The organism is Mesorhizobium sp. M0954, assembly GCF_040319155.1.
Classification (GTDB): Bacteria; Pseudomonadota; Alphaproteobacteria; order Rhizobiales; family Rhizobiaceae; genus Mesorhizobium.
Genome location: NZ_JAMYNR010000033.1, coordinates 23347 through 39864, shown reverse-complemented (window position 1 = coordinate 39864; position 16518 = coordinate 23347). Strand labels below are relative to the sequence as shown.

Sequence of the window (16518 nt, the reverse complement as noted above, 5' to 3'; positions counted from 1 at the left end):
CTAGTGGCGCTGTGATTGAAGCATGATCTTTTCCAAAAACCGGTCTCCACTCTGCGGGATCATGTTCTATCCGGTATCGCCGATGCCGACAGAAAAGTCAGCATTCTCCCAATGGCCGCTGTCGGGCCAGAAGAAAGTGAAGACAATGCTATTGCCCGGGCTATTGCCCGGAGCAATCTCGGCAACCTGCAATTCCGCAAGATGGATGCCGAAAGCATTCGCGGTGGTCTCGGTGTCATGGACGGTTGCCCAATCGTCGCTGCTCCAATGAACCACCGCCCGGGCCAGAAGTTCGATGCGCAGCGCCTTGCCTGCCGGGATGGTACGGATCTTGTGGTTGAAACGCCATGCCCTGAAGCGCGACACCGTCCTGCCCTCGATATAGCGCTTGACCCCTTGCGGCGGCATGTCGAACACGGCGCCGTCGCGGAGAGAACGCAGCAGCTTGATGTGCTCGGAATGCGCCCAGACCAGCGGCTTGGCGCTGCCGGAGGGCCCGCCATGCCGCAATTCGCGCTCCGGCATGTCGGGACCGTCCCAGACCTGCTCCGGCAGCAGGCCGCCCGGTCCGGCAGAGTTCTCGAACGTCCTGAGCAGGCTTGCCGCACTATGCCTGCGGCCTGCCGCCAACTCGTAATGAGCGCGCTCGCCGACCAGCAGCGGCCAGGGCCGGCCCCGGCCGGTTCCATCGAAGGGCGCGCCGTCGGCATGCTCGCCATAGCCGTCGCCATTGTAGCGGTACCAGAGCGGGCCCTGCGGCAGCTCGCAGCGCAATTGCGCGTCGATCACCTTGACCGTGTCGAGGATGCGCGGATCGTCGGCTGCCCGCAAGCCGAAGCGGACCAGCGCCAGCGCATCGGGGCTGACGATCGCCTCGGCCGGCCGGTCCGTATCGGCCGGCGGGCGGTTCTTGATCGGGACGTAGCCGTCTTTCGGCGATGCCGCGCCGGCTTTGTCGGGCGGCGCAATGCGGACATAGTGGCCCTCGACGCCGGCTTCATCGCCCGAGGAGCTACCGGCGACGTAGGTCCAGCGTTCGATCTGATCGTTCCAGACGTCGGCGGTTTCGCGCAGATAGTTTGCCGGCTCGGCTTTGCCGGCGGCATCGAAGATGTCGGCAGCCGCAAGCAATGCGGCGATCTCGACGGCAAGCGTGAACGGGCTGTAGCCGGCGTCTTCTTCCCAACGGTCCTCGCCGGTGACCGGGCCGTTGCGCACGACATAGGCGGTAGCGCGCTCGATCATCGGCATGAAGGAGGAGAGTGCGGCAGGCGGCAAATGGCCGGCGCGGCGCAGTGCGTCGGCAAGCAGCAGCGGGAAGGCGCATTCGTCCATCTGGATGCCCGGCCAATAGGCCGATCCGTCGAGCCAGGCGTTCTGCGGCCAATGGCCGTCCGGCTGCTGGATCGAGCGCAGATAGCCAAGGATGCGCAAGGCTTCCGCCGGGTCGCCGGCGGCGAGGAAGCCGCCGGCGGTTTCGACCAGATCGCGCGGCCAGACCAGGTGATAGCCGCCGAGATCGTCGTCGCCCTTGTTGAAGCCCCACGGGATCGACAGGCTGGCAACGGCTGCTCCGGCGGACGACCGGTGTGTCGCCAGCACCGCCGTGCTGAGGCGGTAGCTGTTGAGGCCGGACGCCGCATGCCGGTCCAGCGGCAGCAATCCGGCCTGCCATTTGCGCCATTTGTCGACGTAGGATCCGGCTGCGGGCTCAAAACCTTGCCTCAGGCTGGCGAAAGCGGTTTCCGCCGCCTGTTGCGGCGTCGTGCCGAAGCCGAGCGCCAGCGATATTTTTGGGTTTGCGGCCGAAAAGGCGATCTCGCCGGTCAGCGCGACATTGCCATCCTCGGCCCTGCGGCAGGCCGGATCGAGCCGGCCGCCTTGACCAAGCTGCTGCCAGCCGTCGGAGACGCCGACATAGCCGGCCGAGCACGCCTTCCACGGCAACGACGAGGCGAGCGCCAGGCAGGTGCCGCGTCCCGATGCAAACAGGACAGGCTGTCCTTCATGGTCGTCGATCCAGGCGGTGTTGCCCATGCCGGCGTTGACGAGGTGCGGTGCCAGCAGCGCGTAGACGCGGTAGTCGGCGGCCGCGCCTTTGAGCGGCGTGAACATGATCTCCTGCAGCAAGACGGGACGTTCCGGATCCGTCAGGATGCGCTTTTCGATCCTGTAGGTTCCATCGCTTGCGGTGTTGACCAGCCGGTAGGCAGGCACCCCGTCCGCCAGGGGTTCGATACTGTGTTCGGCGTCGCGTTTTTCTTCCGAGAAATAGCCGTCGGGTCCGGTGACGATCAGCCCCAGATCGCGGGTGCATGCGCTATCGAGGCGCGGGTAGTAGATCTCGTTGAGGATACCGTGGCTGATGGTGAACCAGATCGGGCAGGCCGGCGAGAGCGCGGTGCCGACGCCGCTCTTGGCGCTCGAGGTCCAGCGTGCCGGAATGCCGGGTGCACCCGGGGCAAGGTTCGTCGCCATCCAAATCGGTCTCCAGTGCCATCCCTAGACCAGGAGTCGAACCGGTTTCAATGATTGCACCGCAAGTTGATCGCCGGCCATGGTTTGATGTTGACAGCTTGCCGCCTATCTGCATTTGTCTGATAATAGATAAAAAACAAGATTGTGAGCGTATCAGCCAATACCCACCAGCCAGCCATTAACCACCAGTAAGACAGCAACTCACGGGAGGAGTATGACATGAGGAAAATATTCGCTTTAGGAGCTCTTGCGGCGATGCTCGCCGCAGGTACCGCTCTTGCCGACACCAGCGGCAAGAAAATCGCTTTCTCCAACAATTACGCCGGCAATTCCTGGCGGCAGGCGATGCTGGACAGCTACGCCATCGTTACCAAGAAGGCGGTTGCCGACAAGGTGGTCGGCGCCGCGGACGTCTTCACGACGGCCGACAAGGAAGTGCCGACGCAGGCAGCCCAGGTGCAGAACCTGATCCTGCAGGGCTATGACGCGATCGTCATCAACGCGGCGTCTCCGGATGCGCTCAACGGCGCCATCAAGCAGGCCTGCGACGCCGGCATCGTCGTCGTTTCCTTCGACGGTATCGTCACCGAACCCTGCGCCTACCGCGTCGTCGTCGACTTCAAGGACATGGGCAAGCAGGAAGTCGAGCAGATGGCCAAGTTCCAGCCCAAGGGCGGCAACCTGCTGGAAATCCGCGGCCTCGCCGGCACTTCGATCGACGATGCCATCCATGCCGGCATCCTCGAAGGCGTCGCTGCCCATCCCGAGTTCAAGATCGTCGGCTCGGTGACCGGCGACTGGGACCAGACCACGGCACAGAAAGCCGTAGCGACGATCCTGCCTTCGCTGCCGGATGTTGTCGGGGTCGTCGACCAGGGCGGTGACGGCTACGGCGCGGCGCAGGCTTTCGCCGCCGCCGGCAAGCCACGCCCGACCATCATCATGGGCAATCGCCAGGACGAGTTGCAGTGGTGGAAGGAGCAGAAGGAAAAGGACGGTTACAAGACCTGGTCGGCATCGATCGCACCGGGCGTATCGACGCTTGCCTTCTGGGTGGCGCAGCAGGTGCTCGACGGCCGCACCGACGTGCCGCACGACCTGCTGGTGCCCTATCTTGCCTTCACCCAGGACGATTTCGAGGCCGCGCTGCCGAAGATTCCGAAGGGCGGCGTCGCCAGCCACGAATACACGCAGGAAGACGCCATCGCGGCGATCAAGGCCAACATCAAGTGAGCATGGCGCTATTGTTGCCGCCACGGATAACCGGGTATCGTTGAGGGATGCCCGAGGCCAATGCAGACATCATCATGCCGGATGGCGCCGAAAAGCTTTTCGGCGCCGTCAGTTTGGACATCATAAGACTGGACGGAGCCGAAAAACATTTCGGCGCCGTCAGGGCGCTCGCCGGTGTCGATTTCAGCGTTCGTGCCGGAGAATGCGTCGGTCTCGTCGGCCATAACGGCGCCGGAAAATCGACGCTCATGCATATGGTGGCGGGCACGCTTGCCCCCGACAGCGGGCAGATCGCGGTCCGCGGCGGTGTCGAGGCAAGTTATTCGGTGCCGCGCGCGCAGCAGCTCGGCATACGCTGTGTGTTCCAGGAGCTGTCGCTCTGCCCGAACCTCAGCGTCGCCGAGAACACGCGGATCAACCACGCGTCGCTGCATGGCTTCGGCTGGCGGCGCAAGGCGGCCGATCTGATCGCCGCCAAGCTCGACGAGATCTTCCCCGGCCACAGCATCTCGGCATCCGACATCGTCGGTGATCTTTCCATCACCAGCCGGCAGATGGTGGAGGTGGCGCGCGCCTTCACGGTCACGCAGGAGCCGCTCGAGCTGGTTATCCTCGACGAGCCGACATCCTCGCTCGACGCGCATACCGCCGGCCAGCTGCTGGCGTTCGTGCGCCGCTTCATCGCTGCCGGCAAGAGCTGCATCCTGATCTCGCATGTGTTGGGCGAAGTGCTCGGAAATGCCGACCGCATCGTGGTGATGCGCGACGGCAAGGTGGTCGCCGCCGGGCAGGCCGACGCCTTCGACCGCGACAGGCTGGTGACAGCGATGGGCGGAGCGGAGGCGCGCGAGAAGACCGCCGCAGAGATTGCGAGCGGCAAGCCGGAGCCCGGTCCGCTGCGGGTCCGGGCGCGCCCGGCGCGACAGCAGGACGGCAACGAGCTCGTCGCCCGTGCCGGTGAGATCATCGGCCTTGCCGGACTTGCCGGGCATGGGCAGACCGATCTTTTGCTGGCTATCTTTGCTGCGGCTTCCCGTGCCAAGACCGGCATCGAGGTCACCGCGCCGGTGGCGCTGGTTGCCGGCGACCGCCAGTCGGACGGGATTTTTCCGCAATGGTCGATTGCCGAGAACATTGGCATCCGTTCGCTGGCGCGATTGCGCAACGGCCTCTTGATCTCGCCGCAGCGCGAAGCCGAGCTCGCCGAGTTGTGGCAGCGGAAAATCGGCATCCGTACGCCCGACATGAACAACAACATCTTCTCGCTGTCCGGCGGCAACCAGCAGAAGGCGCTGTTCGCGCGGGCGCTCGGCTCCGACGCCAAGATCGTGCTGATGGACGATCCGATGCGCGGCGTCGACATTGGCACCAAGCTCGAAGTCTACGACCTGGTGCGCGAGGAGGCTCGCCATGGCCGCACTTTCCTATGGTACACCACCGAAACCGAAGAGCTCGACAATTGCGACCACATCTATGTGTTCAAGAACGGCCGGATCGTCGCCAACCTTCATCGCGACGAACTGACGGAGGAAAAGATCATCCAGTCGTCGTTCGGCGATGCGGCCTGAGATGACAGCGGTATCCGTCGAGAATGGGCTAAAATCTTCGGCTCGCGCCACCAGGCGGGCGCGCATGCTGCGCAGCCTGCTGCCGGCACTGTCGCTGGCGCTGGTGCTCATCGCCATCGCCTGGCTCAACCCGCGCGCCATCAGCTATTTCGGTTTCAGCCTGATGCTCAATCTGGCGATCCCGATCGCTCTGGCGACGATCGCGCAGATGTTCGTCATCGCCGGCAACGAGCTCGATCTGTCGATCGGCACCTTTGTCGGCTTCGTCGGCTGCGTGACGGCGACATGGCTGAAGGACGCGCCGCTGCTCGGCGTCGTGATCCTGCTCGGGTCGATCGGCGTCTACGCGCTGCTCGGCGCGCTGATCCATCTGCGCAACCTGCCCTCTATCGTGGTGACGCTCGGCATGAGTTTTGTCTGGCAGGGCATGGCCATCCTCATCCTGCCCAAGCCCGGCGGCAAGGCGCCGGACTGGCTGCTGGCGCTGATGGCCTTCAAGCCACCCTTCATTCCGTTCCCGATCATCGCGGCATTGCTGATCGCAGCCGTCGTCCATTTTGGCCTGATGCGCACCTCCTACGGCGTCATCCTGCGTGGATCGGGCGGCAATTCAGCCGCACTCAAGCGCGCCGGCTGGTCGCTCCTGCGCACCAAGATCGCGCTGTTTGCGCTGACCGGCCTGTTCGGCGTTTTGTCCGGCATGGCGCTGATCGGCATCACCACCTCGGCCGATGCCAATATCGGCAATGGCTACACGCTGCTTTCGATCGCCGGCGTCATCCTCGGCGGCGGCGAGTTCGTCGGCGGCCGGGTGTCGCCGATCGGCGCCGTCATCGGCGCGCTGACGCTGGCGCTGGCGGCATCGCCCCTCTTGACGTTCATGCACATTCCGCCCGACTGGCAGGTCGCCGCCAACGGCGCCATCCTGATCATCGTGCTGGCGGCGCGGGTGCTGATCAGCCGCAGGGAGAGGTGAGCATGGCATCGCTGCGGGCACTGCTCGCCAGACCCTGGATCTGGTCGTTCTTCGGGGCGCTGCTGGTGTGGCTGGCAACCATCGCCTTCACCGGCGGCTATGGCGGCGGCGGCATGATCACGGCGGCGCTGTCGCTCGCCGTCTTCACCGTCATCGTCGGCGTCGGGCAGATGTTCGTCATCACGCTCGGGCCGGGCAATGTCGACCTGTCGCTGCCGGCCAATATCGGCCTTGCCAGCGCCGTCGCCATGAAGGTCATGGACGGCAATGATGCGATGATCGCGGTCGGGCTGCTGGCCGCGCTTGCCTGCGGCATGGCGATCGGCGCCGTCAACTACCTGCTGATCTGGGCGCTGCGCATTCCGCCGATCATCGCGACGCTGTCGGCCAGCTTCGTCATCCAGTCGGTCGATATCAGCTATGGGCGGGGCCTGCAGATCAAGCCGCCGCCGGGCTTTGCCGACTTCACCAACTGGCAGGTGTTCGGCATCCCGGTGCTGGCGATCCTCACCGTGCTGTTCACCATCGGCGCCGGCATCGTTTTGCAGCGCATGATCTACGGACGCTCGGTGCTGGCGATTGGCCAGAACATCCGCGCTGCCTGGCTGGCCGGCGTCAATGTCGGCCGCACCCGCTTCCTCACCTACACGCTGTCGGGCGCGCTCGGCGGCCTCGACGGCGCACTGCTCGCCGGCTATTTCCGCGGCGCCAATGTCGATATCGGCAATGAGTATCTGCTGGCCTCGATCGCCGTCGTCGTCATCGGCGGCACGTCGGTGGCGGGCGGCAAGGCCAATGTGCCGGGGGTCTGGGGCGCGGCGCTGTTCCTGGTGCTGCTGTTGACCATGCTCAACACGTTCGGCGTCAGCGTCGGCGTCCGCCTGGTGCTGACAGGGCTGATCATCGTCGGCGTCATCACCGCCGCGGGCGGGCAGAAGGCGCTGCGCTAAAGCAAGGCCACCCGGCGGCGAAGGGATATCGATCCGGCCTGCAAAACACGTGGTTCCCATCCGCATGCCAGCGCTGTAAATCCCGTCGCGCTATTGGCCAACATCATTGCGTGAGGTTTGCGTGTCCGATTTCGTCAGCACTACAAGGCACGGCAACGTCGCGGTGGTGAGCATCGACAATCCGCCGGTCAACGCGCTGAGCTTCCATGTGCGCGAGCCGCTGATGCAGGCGCTCGTTTACCTGCGCGACGAGCCGTCGGTCGGAGCAATCGTGATAGCATGCGCCGGGCGGACCTTCGTCGCCGGCGCCGACATCACCGAATTCGGCAAGCCGGCGCGGCAACCGGACCTGGGCGCCCTAGTCGCCATGCTGGAAACCATCGCCAAGCCGACGGTCGCGGCCATTCACGGCACTGCGCTCGGCGGCGGCCTGGAACTGGCGCTCGGCTGCCATTTCCGTGTTGCCGACCGAACGGCAAGGCTCGGCCTGCCGGAAGTCAAGCTCGGCCTGCTGCCGGGCGGCGGCGGCACGGTTCGCCTGCCGCGCCTGGTTGGTCCGCTGAAGGCACTCAGCATGATCGTTTCGGGAACGCCGATCGGTGCGGCCGAGGCGCTCGCCGCCGGCCTGGTGGATGCCGTCTTCGATGGCGACCTGACCGCGCAAGCGGTGAGTTTCGCCAACGAAACGGCCGCGAAAGGCGGTCCGTTCACGCCGGTGCGCGACCGCAATGATCGCCTCGACCAGGCCGACTTGCCGGCGTTCGACAAGGAAGCGGCAGTGCTTGCCGGCAAAGCACGCGGCCTCGAGGCGCCGATCGCCTGTGCGCAGTCGGTCCGCAACGCCCTGACGCTGCCCTGCGACGAAGCGCTGGCGGCGGAGCGCGACCTGTTCGTCAAGCTTGTCGCCGGGGACCAATCACGCGCGCAGCGGCATTTGTTCTTCGCTGAACGTGAGGCGGCAAAGATTGCCGGCAAGGACGTCGCCAGGCGCAAGATCGCCCGGGTCGGCGTCATCGGCGCCGGCACGATGGGCGGCGGCATCGCCATGGCGTTCGCCAATGGCGGCGTCCCCGTGACCTTGCTGGAAGCGACACACGAGGCCTTGCAGCGCGGGCTGGCGACGATCAACAAGAATTATGCCGTTTCCGTCATCCGCGGCTCGCTGAGCGAAGACGCCAAGCGCCAACGGCTTGGGTTGTTCAAGGGTTCCACCGACTATGCCGATCTTGCCGATTGCGACCTGATCGTCGAGGCCGTGTTCGAGGAGATGGCGGTCAAGAAGGATGTTTTCGGCAGGCTCGATGCCGTGGCCAAGCCGGGCACGATCCTCGCCACCAACACCTCCTATCTCGACGTCAACGAAATCGCCGCGTCGACGTCGCGGCCGCAAGATCTCCTCGGCATGCATTTCTTTTCGCCGGCTAACGTCATGAAGCTTTTGGAAATCGTCCGCGCCGAAAAGACTTCGCCCGACGTGCTGGCGACCATCGTCGATCTGGCACGGCGGATCGGCAAGGTGCCGGTCGTCGTCGGCGTCTGCCACGGCTTCGTCGGCAACCGCATGCTGGCGGCGCGCGGTGCGGAACTGGAGACGCTTCTGCTGGAAGGCGCAATGCCGCGCCAGGTCGACCAGGTGTTCACCGATTTCGGCTGGCCGATGGGGCCGTTCGAGATGAGCGATCTCGCCGGCCTGGACATAGGCTGGCGCAACCGCAAGGCGCGTGGCCAGACGGCCGTGATCGCCGATGCGTTGTGCGAACAGGGACATTTCGGCCAGAAGACCGGCAGCGGCTTCTATCGCTATGAAGGCGGTTCGCGCACGCCGCTGCCCGATCCCGATGTCGAGGCGCTGATCCGCAACAAGGCTGCCGGGCGCGGTGTTGCACCGCGCGCGATCGGCGCCGAGGAGATCATCGAGCGGACGCTCTATCCGATGATCAACGAGGGCGCCAAAATCCTCAAGGAAAAGATTGCCGCCCGCGCCTCCGATATCGACGTCGTCTGGGTCAACGGCTACGGCTTCCCGGTCGGCAAGGGCGGGCCGATGTTCTGGGCGAGCCTCGAAGGCGTGGACAAGATCATCCAGCGGCTGGATCACTGGCACCAGCAGACCGGCAAGGATGTCTTTCGAGTGGCACCCCGGCTCAGGCAAATGGCCGAAACCGGTTCCTGGGACGGCGCTGCCGGCTGAACTTGGGACTACCGAATCCGTGCGTCCATGATCTCGACAAAACGCGCGAACAGACCCGCCTGCGACTTTATCTTGAGCTTGCGGTAAATGTTGCGGCGATGAACTTTTACGGTTCCCGGCACGATGCGCATCGCCCTGGCAATCGATTCCGTGGAATGGCCCTGAAGCACCAGATCGACGACATGCTGTTCGCGCGGCGTGAGCGAAAGGCTCTTCCAGATGTGAGCACGTTCGAACTCACTGACCGGAGTAATCGCCTCGTCTTGCTTCGTCCCAACCGGTCCGTCAGCCGGAAGGGTAGGCCAGCGTAGCCTGACGAGGCTGATCACCGCAGGCGCCATGTCGCGCAGCAACCTGGCATCGGCGGTTCCGAACGGCCCCGAAGCGCGCAATCGCATTAGCGAGACCACCAGCGCGTCCTTTCCCGACAGCGGCACGAAAAAGCCGACCTCCTCCGCAAGCCTGGTCTGGCTGTAATAGGAGCGGTAATATTCGCTGGCATAGAAGCGATCCGGCGCCAATTCGCGCATGCGCCAAAAGCCTTCCTTGCGCTCGACTGCCGCATGGTGGAACGGATCGAGCAGATAAGGCCCTTCCTGATAGAGCGCGACGAAGACGTGGCTTTCGGCCGGCGAGAATGTCTCGAACAGCAGCGGCGGGCGTGAGGCGCCGCGATAGCCGAAGATCACGCAATGATCGAAGCTGACATGCTGGCGGAGCCAGGCGACCATCGCCTTGCCGAAAAGCTCGCCGCTCGTCTCCCGCGTCGCTGCGATGAGCGCAGCGAGCCGGCTGTATTCATCGCTGCGTGAAACGCCCAATTCATACCCCTCCAGACGAGAAAATAGACGAAATATACCACCTGGGAGGTATATACTAGCCGCCATTGGCTCTGATAGCGTTTCGAGACCAACTAGCCGCTGGAGCCCGCAGCTTTGACCGCAGTGCCCGACATCGAGTTTCGCGGGGTCACCAAACGCTACGGCAGCGTGATCGCGGTCAGCGGCATCGATCTTGCCATCCCGCCGTCTGCCTTTGTCGCGTTGCTCGGGCCGTCCGGCTGCGGCAAGACAACCTGTTTGCGCATGATCGGCGGTTTCGAACAGCCAAGCGAAGGTGTGGTATTCATCCGTGGCCGCGACATGGCCGGCACGCCGCCCTATCGGCGGCCGGTCAACATGGTGTTCCAGCAATATGCGTTGTTTCCGCATCTGGATGTGGCGGACAACGTCGCCTATGGCCTACGCCAGGCGCGGCCGCGCCTGTCGTCGCGGGAGATCAGCCTGAAGGCAGGCGAGGCGCTCGCCATGGTTCGGCTTGCCGGCTATGGACGCCGCAAGATCCATGAGCTTTCCGGCGGCCAGCAGCAGCGTGTCGCCCTGGCGCGGGCGCTGGTCAACAAGCCGGCGGTGCTGCTGCTCGACGAGCCCCTGGCGGCGCTCGACAAGAAGCTGCGCACCGACATGCAGATAGAGCTGCAGAACCTGCAGCGCGAGATCGGCATCACCTTCGTCCTGGTCACCCACGATCAGGAAGAGGCACTGTCGATGAGCGATTTCGTCTGCGTCATGAATGGCGGGCGCATCGTCCAGCTTGGGCAGCCGAGCGAAATCTACGACGAACCCGCCGACCTCTTCGTCGCCGATTTCGTCGGCAAGACCAATCTCTTGAGCGGCAAGGTCGTCGGGCTCTCGGGCAAGCTCGTCGAGGTAGCGCTTGCCGACGGCACCGTCATCGCCGCGCGCAAGCGCACTTCGCTAGCCCAGGGCGAAGCCGTCTCGGTCAGCCTGCGTCCTGAATCCTTAAGTCTCGGCGCGCCCGGAAGCGGCCGGCTGAACGGGCTTGTCCGCAACCGGATCTTTCTCGGTTCCACCGCGGAATATGCAATCGAGGTCCAAGGCATCGGGACGCTGCTCGCCAAGGCCGATCATCTGGTTGGCGGTGGAAATCTCTTCAAGCCGGGTGAACCCGTCGCCGTCGGCTTTACAGCCGGAACGCCGCTGGCGTTTCCGGAGAATAACGGGACCAACCAGAGGGAAAACAAAAATGTCGAAATCGTATCGTGACGGACTGCCGATAAGCCCTGAAAAATTCGTCGACCAGTTGATGCGCCTCAAGCGCGGTTCCATCGGCCGCCGCGAGTTCCTTGGCCTCACCGGCCTAGGCATCGCAACGGCAGTAATGGCCCGCGAACTCGGCATCATGCCGTCGCCAGCCTTCGCCCAGGAGGGGCTTGGCGACCGCATGTCGATTGCCACCTGGCCCAATTATCACGACCCGGCGACGTTCGAGAATTTCAAGGCCGAAACCGGCGTTGCCGTCGAGGTGAACGTGTTCGGGTCAAACGAGGAGATGCTGGCCAAGCTGCAGGCCGGCGCCTCGGGCTGGAGCCTTTTCGTTCCGACCAACTACACGATCTCGACTTACAAGAAGCTTGGCATCATCGAAGCGCTGGATATGGCCAAGCTTGCCAATTATGACGGCTCGCAAGAAGACCCGCGCTTCACTGGGGAAGGCACCATCGACGGGGTGACCTACGCTGTGCCGAAGAATTGGGGCACCACCGGATTTGCCGTCAACACCAAGAAACTGACCAAGCCGATGACGAGCTGGAAGGAATTCTGGGACACGGCCATGGCGGAGGGCGACGGCCGGACCATGGTTCATGATTACCAGCTGACCACGATCGGCAACGCGCTGAAATATTTCGGCTTCTCGTTCAACTCGCTGAGGCCGGAGGAACTCGCCAAGGCGGAGGAATTGCTGCTGAAGGTCAAGCCGCATCTGTTCGCGGTCTCTAGCGACTACCAGCCGTCGATGCGTGCCGGCGACGCGTGGATGACGATGTGCTGGACCAATGACGGGGCGCAGCTCCACCGCGACATCCCCGAAATCGCCTACGTGCTTGGCAAGGAAGGCGGCGAGATCTGGACCGACTTCTACGCAATACCCAAGGATGCGCCGAACAAGCCTGCCGGCTATGCCTTGCTCAACTATTTGATGAACCCGAAAGTCGCGGTCAAGGAGCACCTGGCCAACGGTGCGCCTTCCACCGATGCGCGGGTCAATGCGCTGCTGCCCAAGGAGGTGCTGGACAATCCGATCCTCTATCCGGCGGCGGATCTGCTGAAGCCGCTCGAATTCGGTGCGGCTGCGACGCTAACCGATCCGGGCCGGGCCGAATTGATGGCACGCTTCAAGTCGGCTTGAACCGGGCAGGCCACAGGCTCGATGCAGGCAACTCCCCGGCGGACAGATGTCCGCCGGCACCCGGGCGGTTTTTTCAATGCGCAGCAACGTCCTCCGTCACAATCTCCTGACCGCCCTGCTGCTCGGTCCAGCAACGGCGTGGCTGGTGGTGTTTTTAGTTTTGCCGTTCGTGGCGATTGCCGTTTTCAGCGTCGGCGAGCGGGCGCCGGAAGGCGGCTATCAGGCCGCTTTCACCTTGGCGCAGTTTGCCAATCTTCCGGCGCGGGCGACCGCCTTCTGGAACACCATGGTGCTGGCGCCGGCGGGCGCACTGGCCTGTCTTCTCGTTGCCTATCCGGTCGCCTATTACCTCGCTTTGCGCGCACCCGAACGGTGGCGGCTGATCCTGCTGGCGCTTGTCGTCATCCCGTTCTGGACCAGCCTGCTGATGCGAACCTATGCCTGGATGTATGTGCTTGGCGGGCGCGGCATCCCAGCTCTGCTGGCCTATGTCGGGATGGAGGACGTGCGGCTGATCAACACGCCGGGAGCGGTTCTGCTCGGCATCGTCTATGGTTATCTGCCGCTGATGATCCTGCCGATCTATGTCAGCCTCGAGCGGCTCGACCGCCGGCTGCTGGAGGCCTCCGCCGATCTCGGCGCGACGCCGATCTCGACATTCCTCGGCGTGACGCTGCGGCTGTCGCTGCCAGGTGTGATGACCGGCTTCTCGCTGGTCATGATCCTGCTGCTCGGCGAATATCTGATCCCGACGCTACTCGGCGGCGGCAAGGTCTTCTTCATCGGCAACGCGCTGGTCGATCTGTTCCTGCAATCGCGCAACTGGCCATTTGGATCGGCAATCGCCATCACACTTGTGGCGGTTTCAGTGGTCGTGCTGCTTGCCGCGAACCGCATTTCGACCCGGCTTTCGGGTGCCCGCCGGGTGGACCTGATCTGATGCGTGCCTTCGTCGTTGCGGTCTTTGCCTTTCTCTACCTGCCGATCGCGCTGGTGGTGCTGTTTTCGTTCAACGCCGGCCACCACGCCAGCGAGTTCACTGGCTTCTCGGTGCAATGGTACGGCAAGGCCCTGGCAAACCCGTTCCTGGTCGAAGCGCTGAAGAACAGCCTGTTCATCGCCACGACCAGCGCCTTGCTGGCGGCGCTGTGCGGCACGGCCGCCGCGCTTGGCCTAGCGCGTGTCGGCGCGCGGACGCGAGCCGTGTTCGATGCGCTTTTGGGTGCTGCGATCGTCGTTCCTGGTGTCGTCATCGGCATCTCGACGCTGGTCGCGCTGGTCCAGCTATTCGGGGTGGTCAACCCGTTTGTCGCTTCGCTGTGGCCGAACGACCAGCCGCCGCGCCTGGCGCTCGGCTATGGCTCGATCATCGCCGCGCACGGGCTGTTTTCGATGGCGCTGGTGGCGATGATTGTCAGCACGCGCCTCGGCAGCCTCGACCGCAATCTGGTCGAGGCCTCGAGCGATCTTTACGCTACCCCGCTGACGACGTTCCGCAGCATCGTGTTGCCGCAGATCATGCCGGCGGTGATCGCCGGCTTCCTGCTCGCCTTCACATTCTCCTTCGACGATTTCATCGTCGCGTTCTTCGTCGCCGGCGCACAGACGACGTTGCCGATCTATGTCTTCGCCTCGATCCGGCGCGGGGTCACGCCGGAGATCAATGCCATCGCGACGATCGTGCTCGTCGCCTCCGTTCTGCTCGTGGTGCTTGCCCAATGGCAACTGCGGCAACGAAAACCATCACACTGAAAGATAAAAAACATGATTCTGAGAGATCGCATCGCAGTGGTGACGGGTGCCGGGTCGGGGATCGGGCGTGCCGGCGCCATGATGATGGCCAGGGAAGGCGCGCTCGTGGTGATCGCCGACAGGGACCAGGCGGCGGGGGAAGCAACCGCTTCCGACATTCGTGCGGCCGGCGGTCGGGCCGAGGCCGTCGCCACCGACGTCGGCGAGGATGCGGCGGTCGAGCAGCTCATTGCGGGAACGCTGGGCCGGCATCGGCGGATCGACATCCTGCACAACCATGCCGGGATCCAGGTCGGCGGCACGCTGACCGAAGTCGGCGCCGACGGCATGGATGCCTCCTGGCGGATCAATGTGCGGGCGCAGTTCCTCGCGGCCAGGCTGGTCATGCCGTCGATGATCGCGCAAGGCGGCGGGGTGATCCTGAATACCGCCTCGAATTCGGGTGTGTTCTACGACCGCGAAATGATCGCCTACGCAACGTCAAAACATGCAGTGGTGGCGATGACCCGGCAGATGTCGCTCGACTATGCCAAACACAATGTCCGCATCAACGCGCTGTGCCCCGGCTGGGTCGATACGCCCTTCAACGAGCCGTTCATCGCGCAGATGGGCGGGCGGGCGGCGATCGAGAACTATGTCCGCACCAAAATTCCCATGCAGCGCTGGGCCAGCGCAGAGGAAATCGCCGAAGCGATCCTGTTCCTCGTCTCCGACCGCTCGTCCTTCATGACCGGTCAGGCGCTGGTGATCGACGGTGGAGAAAGCATCGGCTGATCCGCCGCTCCCGGTGGGCGGCAGCTGAAATTCTCTTTGGCCTAACGGCCGGCAGCGAGATGTGCTTTCGTCTCAAGGAGAATGCGGCCAAGATGGCGGGCCGGGAGAAGAAATCGTCAGTGCAAGAGAGAGGCGGCATAATGGCCGAGGCGTATATCTGCGACTACATCCGCACGCCGATCGGGCGCTTCGGCGGTTCGTTGTCGGCGGTCCGTGCCGACGATCTCGGCGCTATCCCTCTGAGGGCGCTGGTCGAGCGTAATTCGGGCATCGACTGGGCCGCCATCGACGATGTCGTCTATGGCTGCGCCAACCAGGCCGGCGAGGACAACCGCAATGTGGCGCGCATGGCGCTGCTGCTGGCCGGCCTGCCCAAGGAGGTTTCGGGCTCGACCGTCAACCGTCTCTGCGGTTCGGGCATGGATGCGGTGATGATTGCTGCCCGCGCCATCAAGGCCGGCGAGGCGGAGTTGATGATATCAGGCGGCGTCGAATCGATGAGCCGCGCTCCGTTCGTGCTGCCGAAGGCAGAGACCGCCTTTTCGCGCAATGCCGAGATTTACGATACCACGATCGGCTGGCGCTTCATCAATCCGCTGATGAAGAAGCAATACGGCGTCGATTCGATGCCGGAGACCGGCGAGAACGTGGCGGAAGAGTTCGCTGTCTCCCGCGCCGACCAGGACGCATTTGCCGTGCGCAGCCAGGACAAGGCTGTAGCCGCACAAGCCAATGGCCGGCTGGCAAAGGAAATCACGCCGGTGACGATCGCGCAGCGCAAGGGCGATCCGGTCGTTGTCGACAGAGATGAGCATCCCCGCGGGGGCACGTCGATCGAAGCGTTGGCCAAGTTGCCGACGCCGTTCCGACAAGGCGGCACGGTTACGGCCGGCAATGCATCGGGCGTCAATGACGGCGCCGCGGCGCTGATCGTCGCCTCGGAAGCGGCAGCGAAGAGATGCGGACTGACGCCGATTGCCCGCATCCTCGGCGGTGCCACCGCCGGCGTCGCTCCGCGGATCATGGGCATCGGTCCGGTGCCGGCCACGCAGAAGCTGTGTGCCCGGCTCGGCCTGACGCCGCAACAGTTCGACGTCGTCGAGCTCAACGAGGCCTTCGCCTCGCAAGGCATCGCCGTGCTGCGCCAGCTCGGCATTGCCGAGGACGCGGAGCACGTCAATCCGAATGGCGGCGCCATCGCGCTCGGTCATCCGCTCGGCATGTCCGGCGCGCGCATATCAGGCACGGCGGCGCTGGAGCTGCGTGAACGCGGCGCCAGATACGCGCTCGCCACCATGTGCATCGGTGTCGGCCAGGGCATCGCCGTGGCGCTGGAGCGATTGTGAGCAAGCGTCGATTTGCCAGGCCATTTAATGGCGCGTTCCG

13 protein-coding genes are annotated in these 16518 nt (G+C 64.3%); 11 read left to right on the top strand and 2 right to left on the bottom strand.

What is annotated here, in order from left to right; translation table 11 throughout:
- Window positions 1-66: 66 nt before the first annotated feature.
- Window positions 67-2478: a glucan 1,4-alpha-glucosidase gene (locus NKH93_RS29195; protein ID WP_352974273.1), complete on the bottom strand. Its 2412-nt coding sequence runs from the start codon at window positions 2476-2478 to the stop codon at window positions 67-69.
- A gap of 219 nt (window positions 2479-2697) precedes the next feature.
- Between NKH93_RS29195 and NKH93_RS29190 the strand changes: the two genes are divergently transcribed.
- The 5 genes from NKH93_RS29190 (at window position 2698) to NKH93_RS29170 (ending at window position 9396) form a co-directional block, all read left to right on the top strand.
- Window positions 2698-3711 carry an ABC transporter substrate-binding protein gene (locus tag NKH93_RS29190; RefSeq protein ID WP_352481006.1) on the top strand — a complete coding sequence of 338 codons (1014 nt, stop codon included), beginning with the start codon at window positions 2698-2700 and terminating at the stop codon, window positions 3709-3711.
- Between the two features lie 74 nt (window positions 3712-3785).
- On the top strand, window positions 3786-5279 hold the full coding sequence (locus tag NKH93_RS29185; RefSeq protein WP_352834711.1) for a sugar ABC transporter ATP-binding protein: 1494 nt from the start codon (window positions 3786-3788) through the stop codon (window positions 5277-5279).
- 1 nt (window position 5280) lies between these two features.
- Window positions 5281-6255: an ABC transporter permease gene (locus NKH93_RS29180; protein WP_023678190.1), complete on the top strand. Its 975-nt coding sequence runs from the start codon at window positions 5281-5283 to the stop codon at window positions 6253-6255.
- Between the two features lie 2 nt (window positions 6256-6257).
- The gene (locus NKH93_RS29175) at window positions 6258-7205 is read left to right on the top strand and encodes an ABC transporter permease (RefSeq protein WP_352540864.1); all 948 of its coding nucleotides are present in this window, start codon (window positions 6258-6260) and stop codon (window positions 7203-7205) included.
- 121 nt (window positions 7206-7326) lie between these two features.
- Window positions 7327-9396, top strand: coding sequence for a 3-hydroxyacyl-CoA dehydrogenase NAD-binding domain-containing protein (locus NKH93_RS29170; protein ID WP_352974264.1), 2070 nt, complete (start codon window positions 7327-7329; stop codon window positions 9394-9396).
- A gap of 8 nt (window positions 9397-9404) precedes the next feature.
- Here the strand turns inward: NKH93_RS29170 and NKH93_RS29165 are convergent, their stop codons facing one another.
- Window positions 9405-10217, bottom strand: a complete 813-nt coding sequence (locus NKH93_RS29165) for a response regulator transcription factor (protein WP_352767438.1) — start codon at window positions 10215-10217, stop codon at window positions 9405-9407.
- Window positions 10218-10331: 114 nt separating this feature from the next.
- Here NKH93_RS29165 and NKH93_RS29160 point away from each other — a divergent pair, with 114 nt between their 5' ends.
- From NKH93_RS29160 to pcaF, 6 genes are all read left to right on the top strand, one after another.
- Window positions 10332-11462, top strand: a complete 1131-nt coding sequence (locus tag NKH93_RS29160; RefSeq protein WP_023678187.1) for an ABC transporter ATP-binding protein — start codon at window positions 10332-10334, stop codon at window positions 11460-11462.
- The gene (locus NKH93_RS29155; RefSeq protein ID WP_352451301.1) at window positions 11443-12606 is read left to right on the top strand and encodes an ABC transporter substrate-binding protein; all 1164 of its coding nucleotides are present in this window, start codon (window positions 11443-11445) and stop codon (window positions 12604-12606) included. Before NKH93_RS29160 ends, NKH93_RS29155 begins: the two co-directional genes overlap by 20 nt.
- A 76-nt stretch (window positions 12607-12682) precedes the next feature.
- Complete coding sequence (locus tag NKH93_RS29150; protein ID WP_352451300.1) at window positions 12683-13546, top strand: ABC transporter permease; 864 nt, start codon at window positions 12683-12685, stop codon at window positions 13544-13546.
- Window positions 13546-14358: an ABC transporter permease gene (locus NKH93_RS29145; protein ID WP_352470749.1), complete on the top strand. Its 813-nt coding sequence runs from the start codon at window positions 13546-13548 to the stop codon at window positions 14356-14358. The genes NKH93_RS29150 and NKH93_RS29145 overlap by 1 nt, the downstream gene beginning before the upstream one ends.
- 12 nt (window positions 14359-14370) lie before the next feature.
- Window positions 14371-15132 (top strand): SDR family NAD(P)-dependent oxidoreductase, encoded by a 762-nt coding sequence (locus tag NKH93_RS29140; protein ID WP_023678183.1) that lies wholly within the window; start codon window positions 14371-14373, stop codon window positions 15130-15132.
- A 140-nt stretch (window positions 15133-15272) separates the two neighbouring features.
- Window positions 15273-16478 carry a 3-oxoadipyl-CoA thiolase gene (pcaF, locus tag NKH93_RS29135; RefSeq protein ID WP_352920532.1) on the top strand — a complete coding sequence of 402 codons (1206 nt, stop codon included), beginning with the start codon at window positions 15273-15275 and terminating at the stop codon, window positions 16476-16478.
- The last annotated feature ends 40 nt before the right edge of the window (window positions 16479-16518 follow it).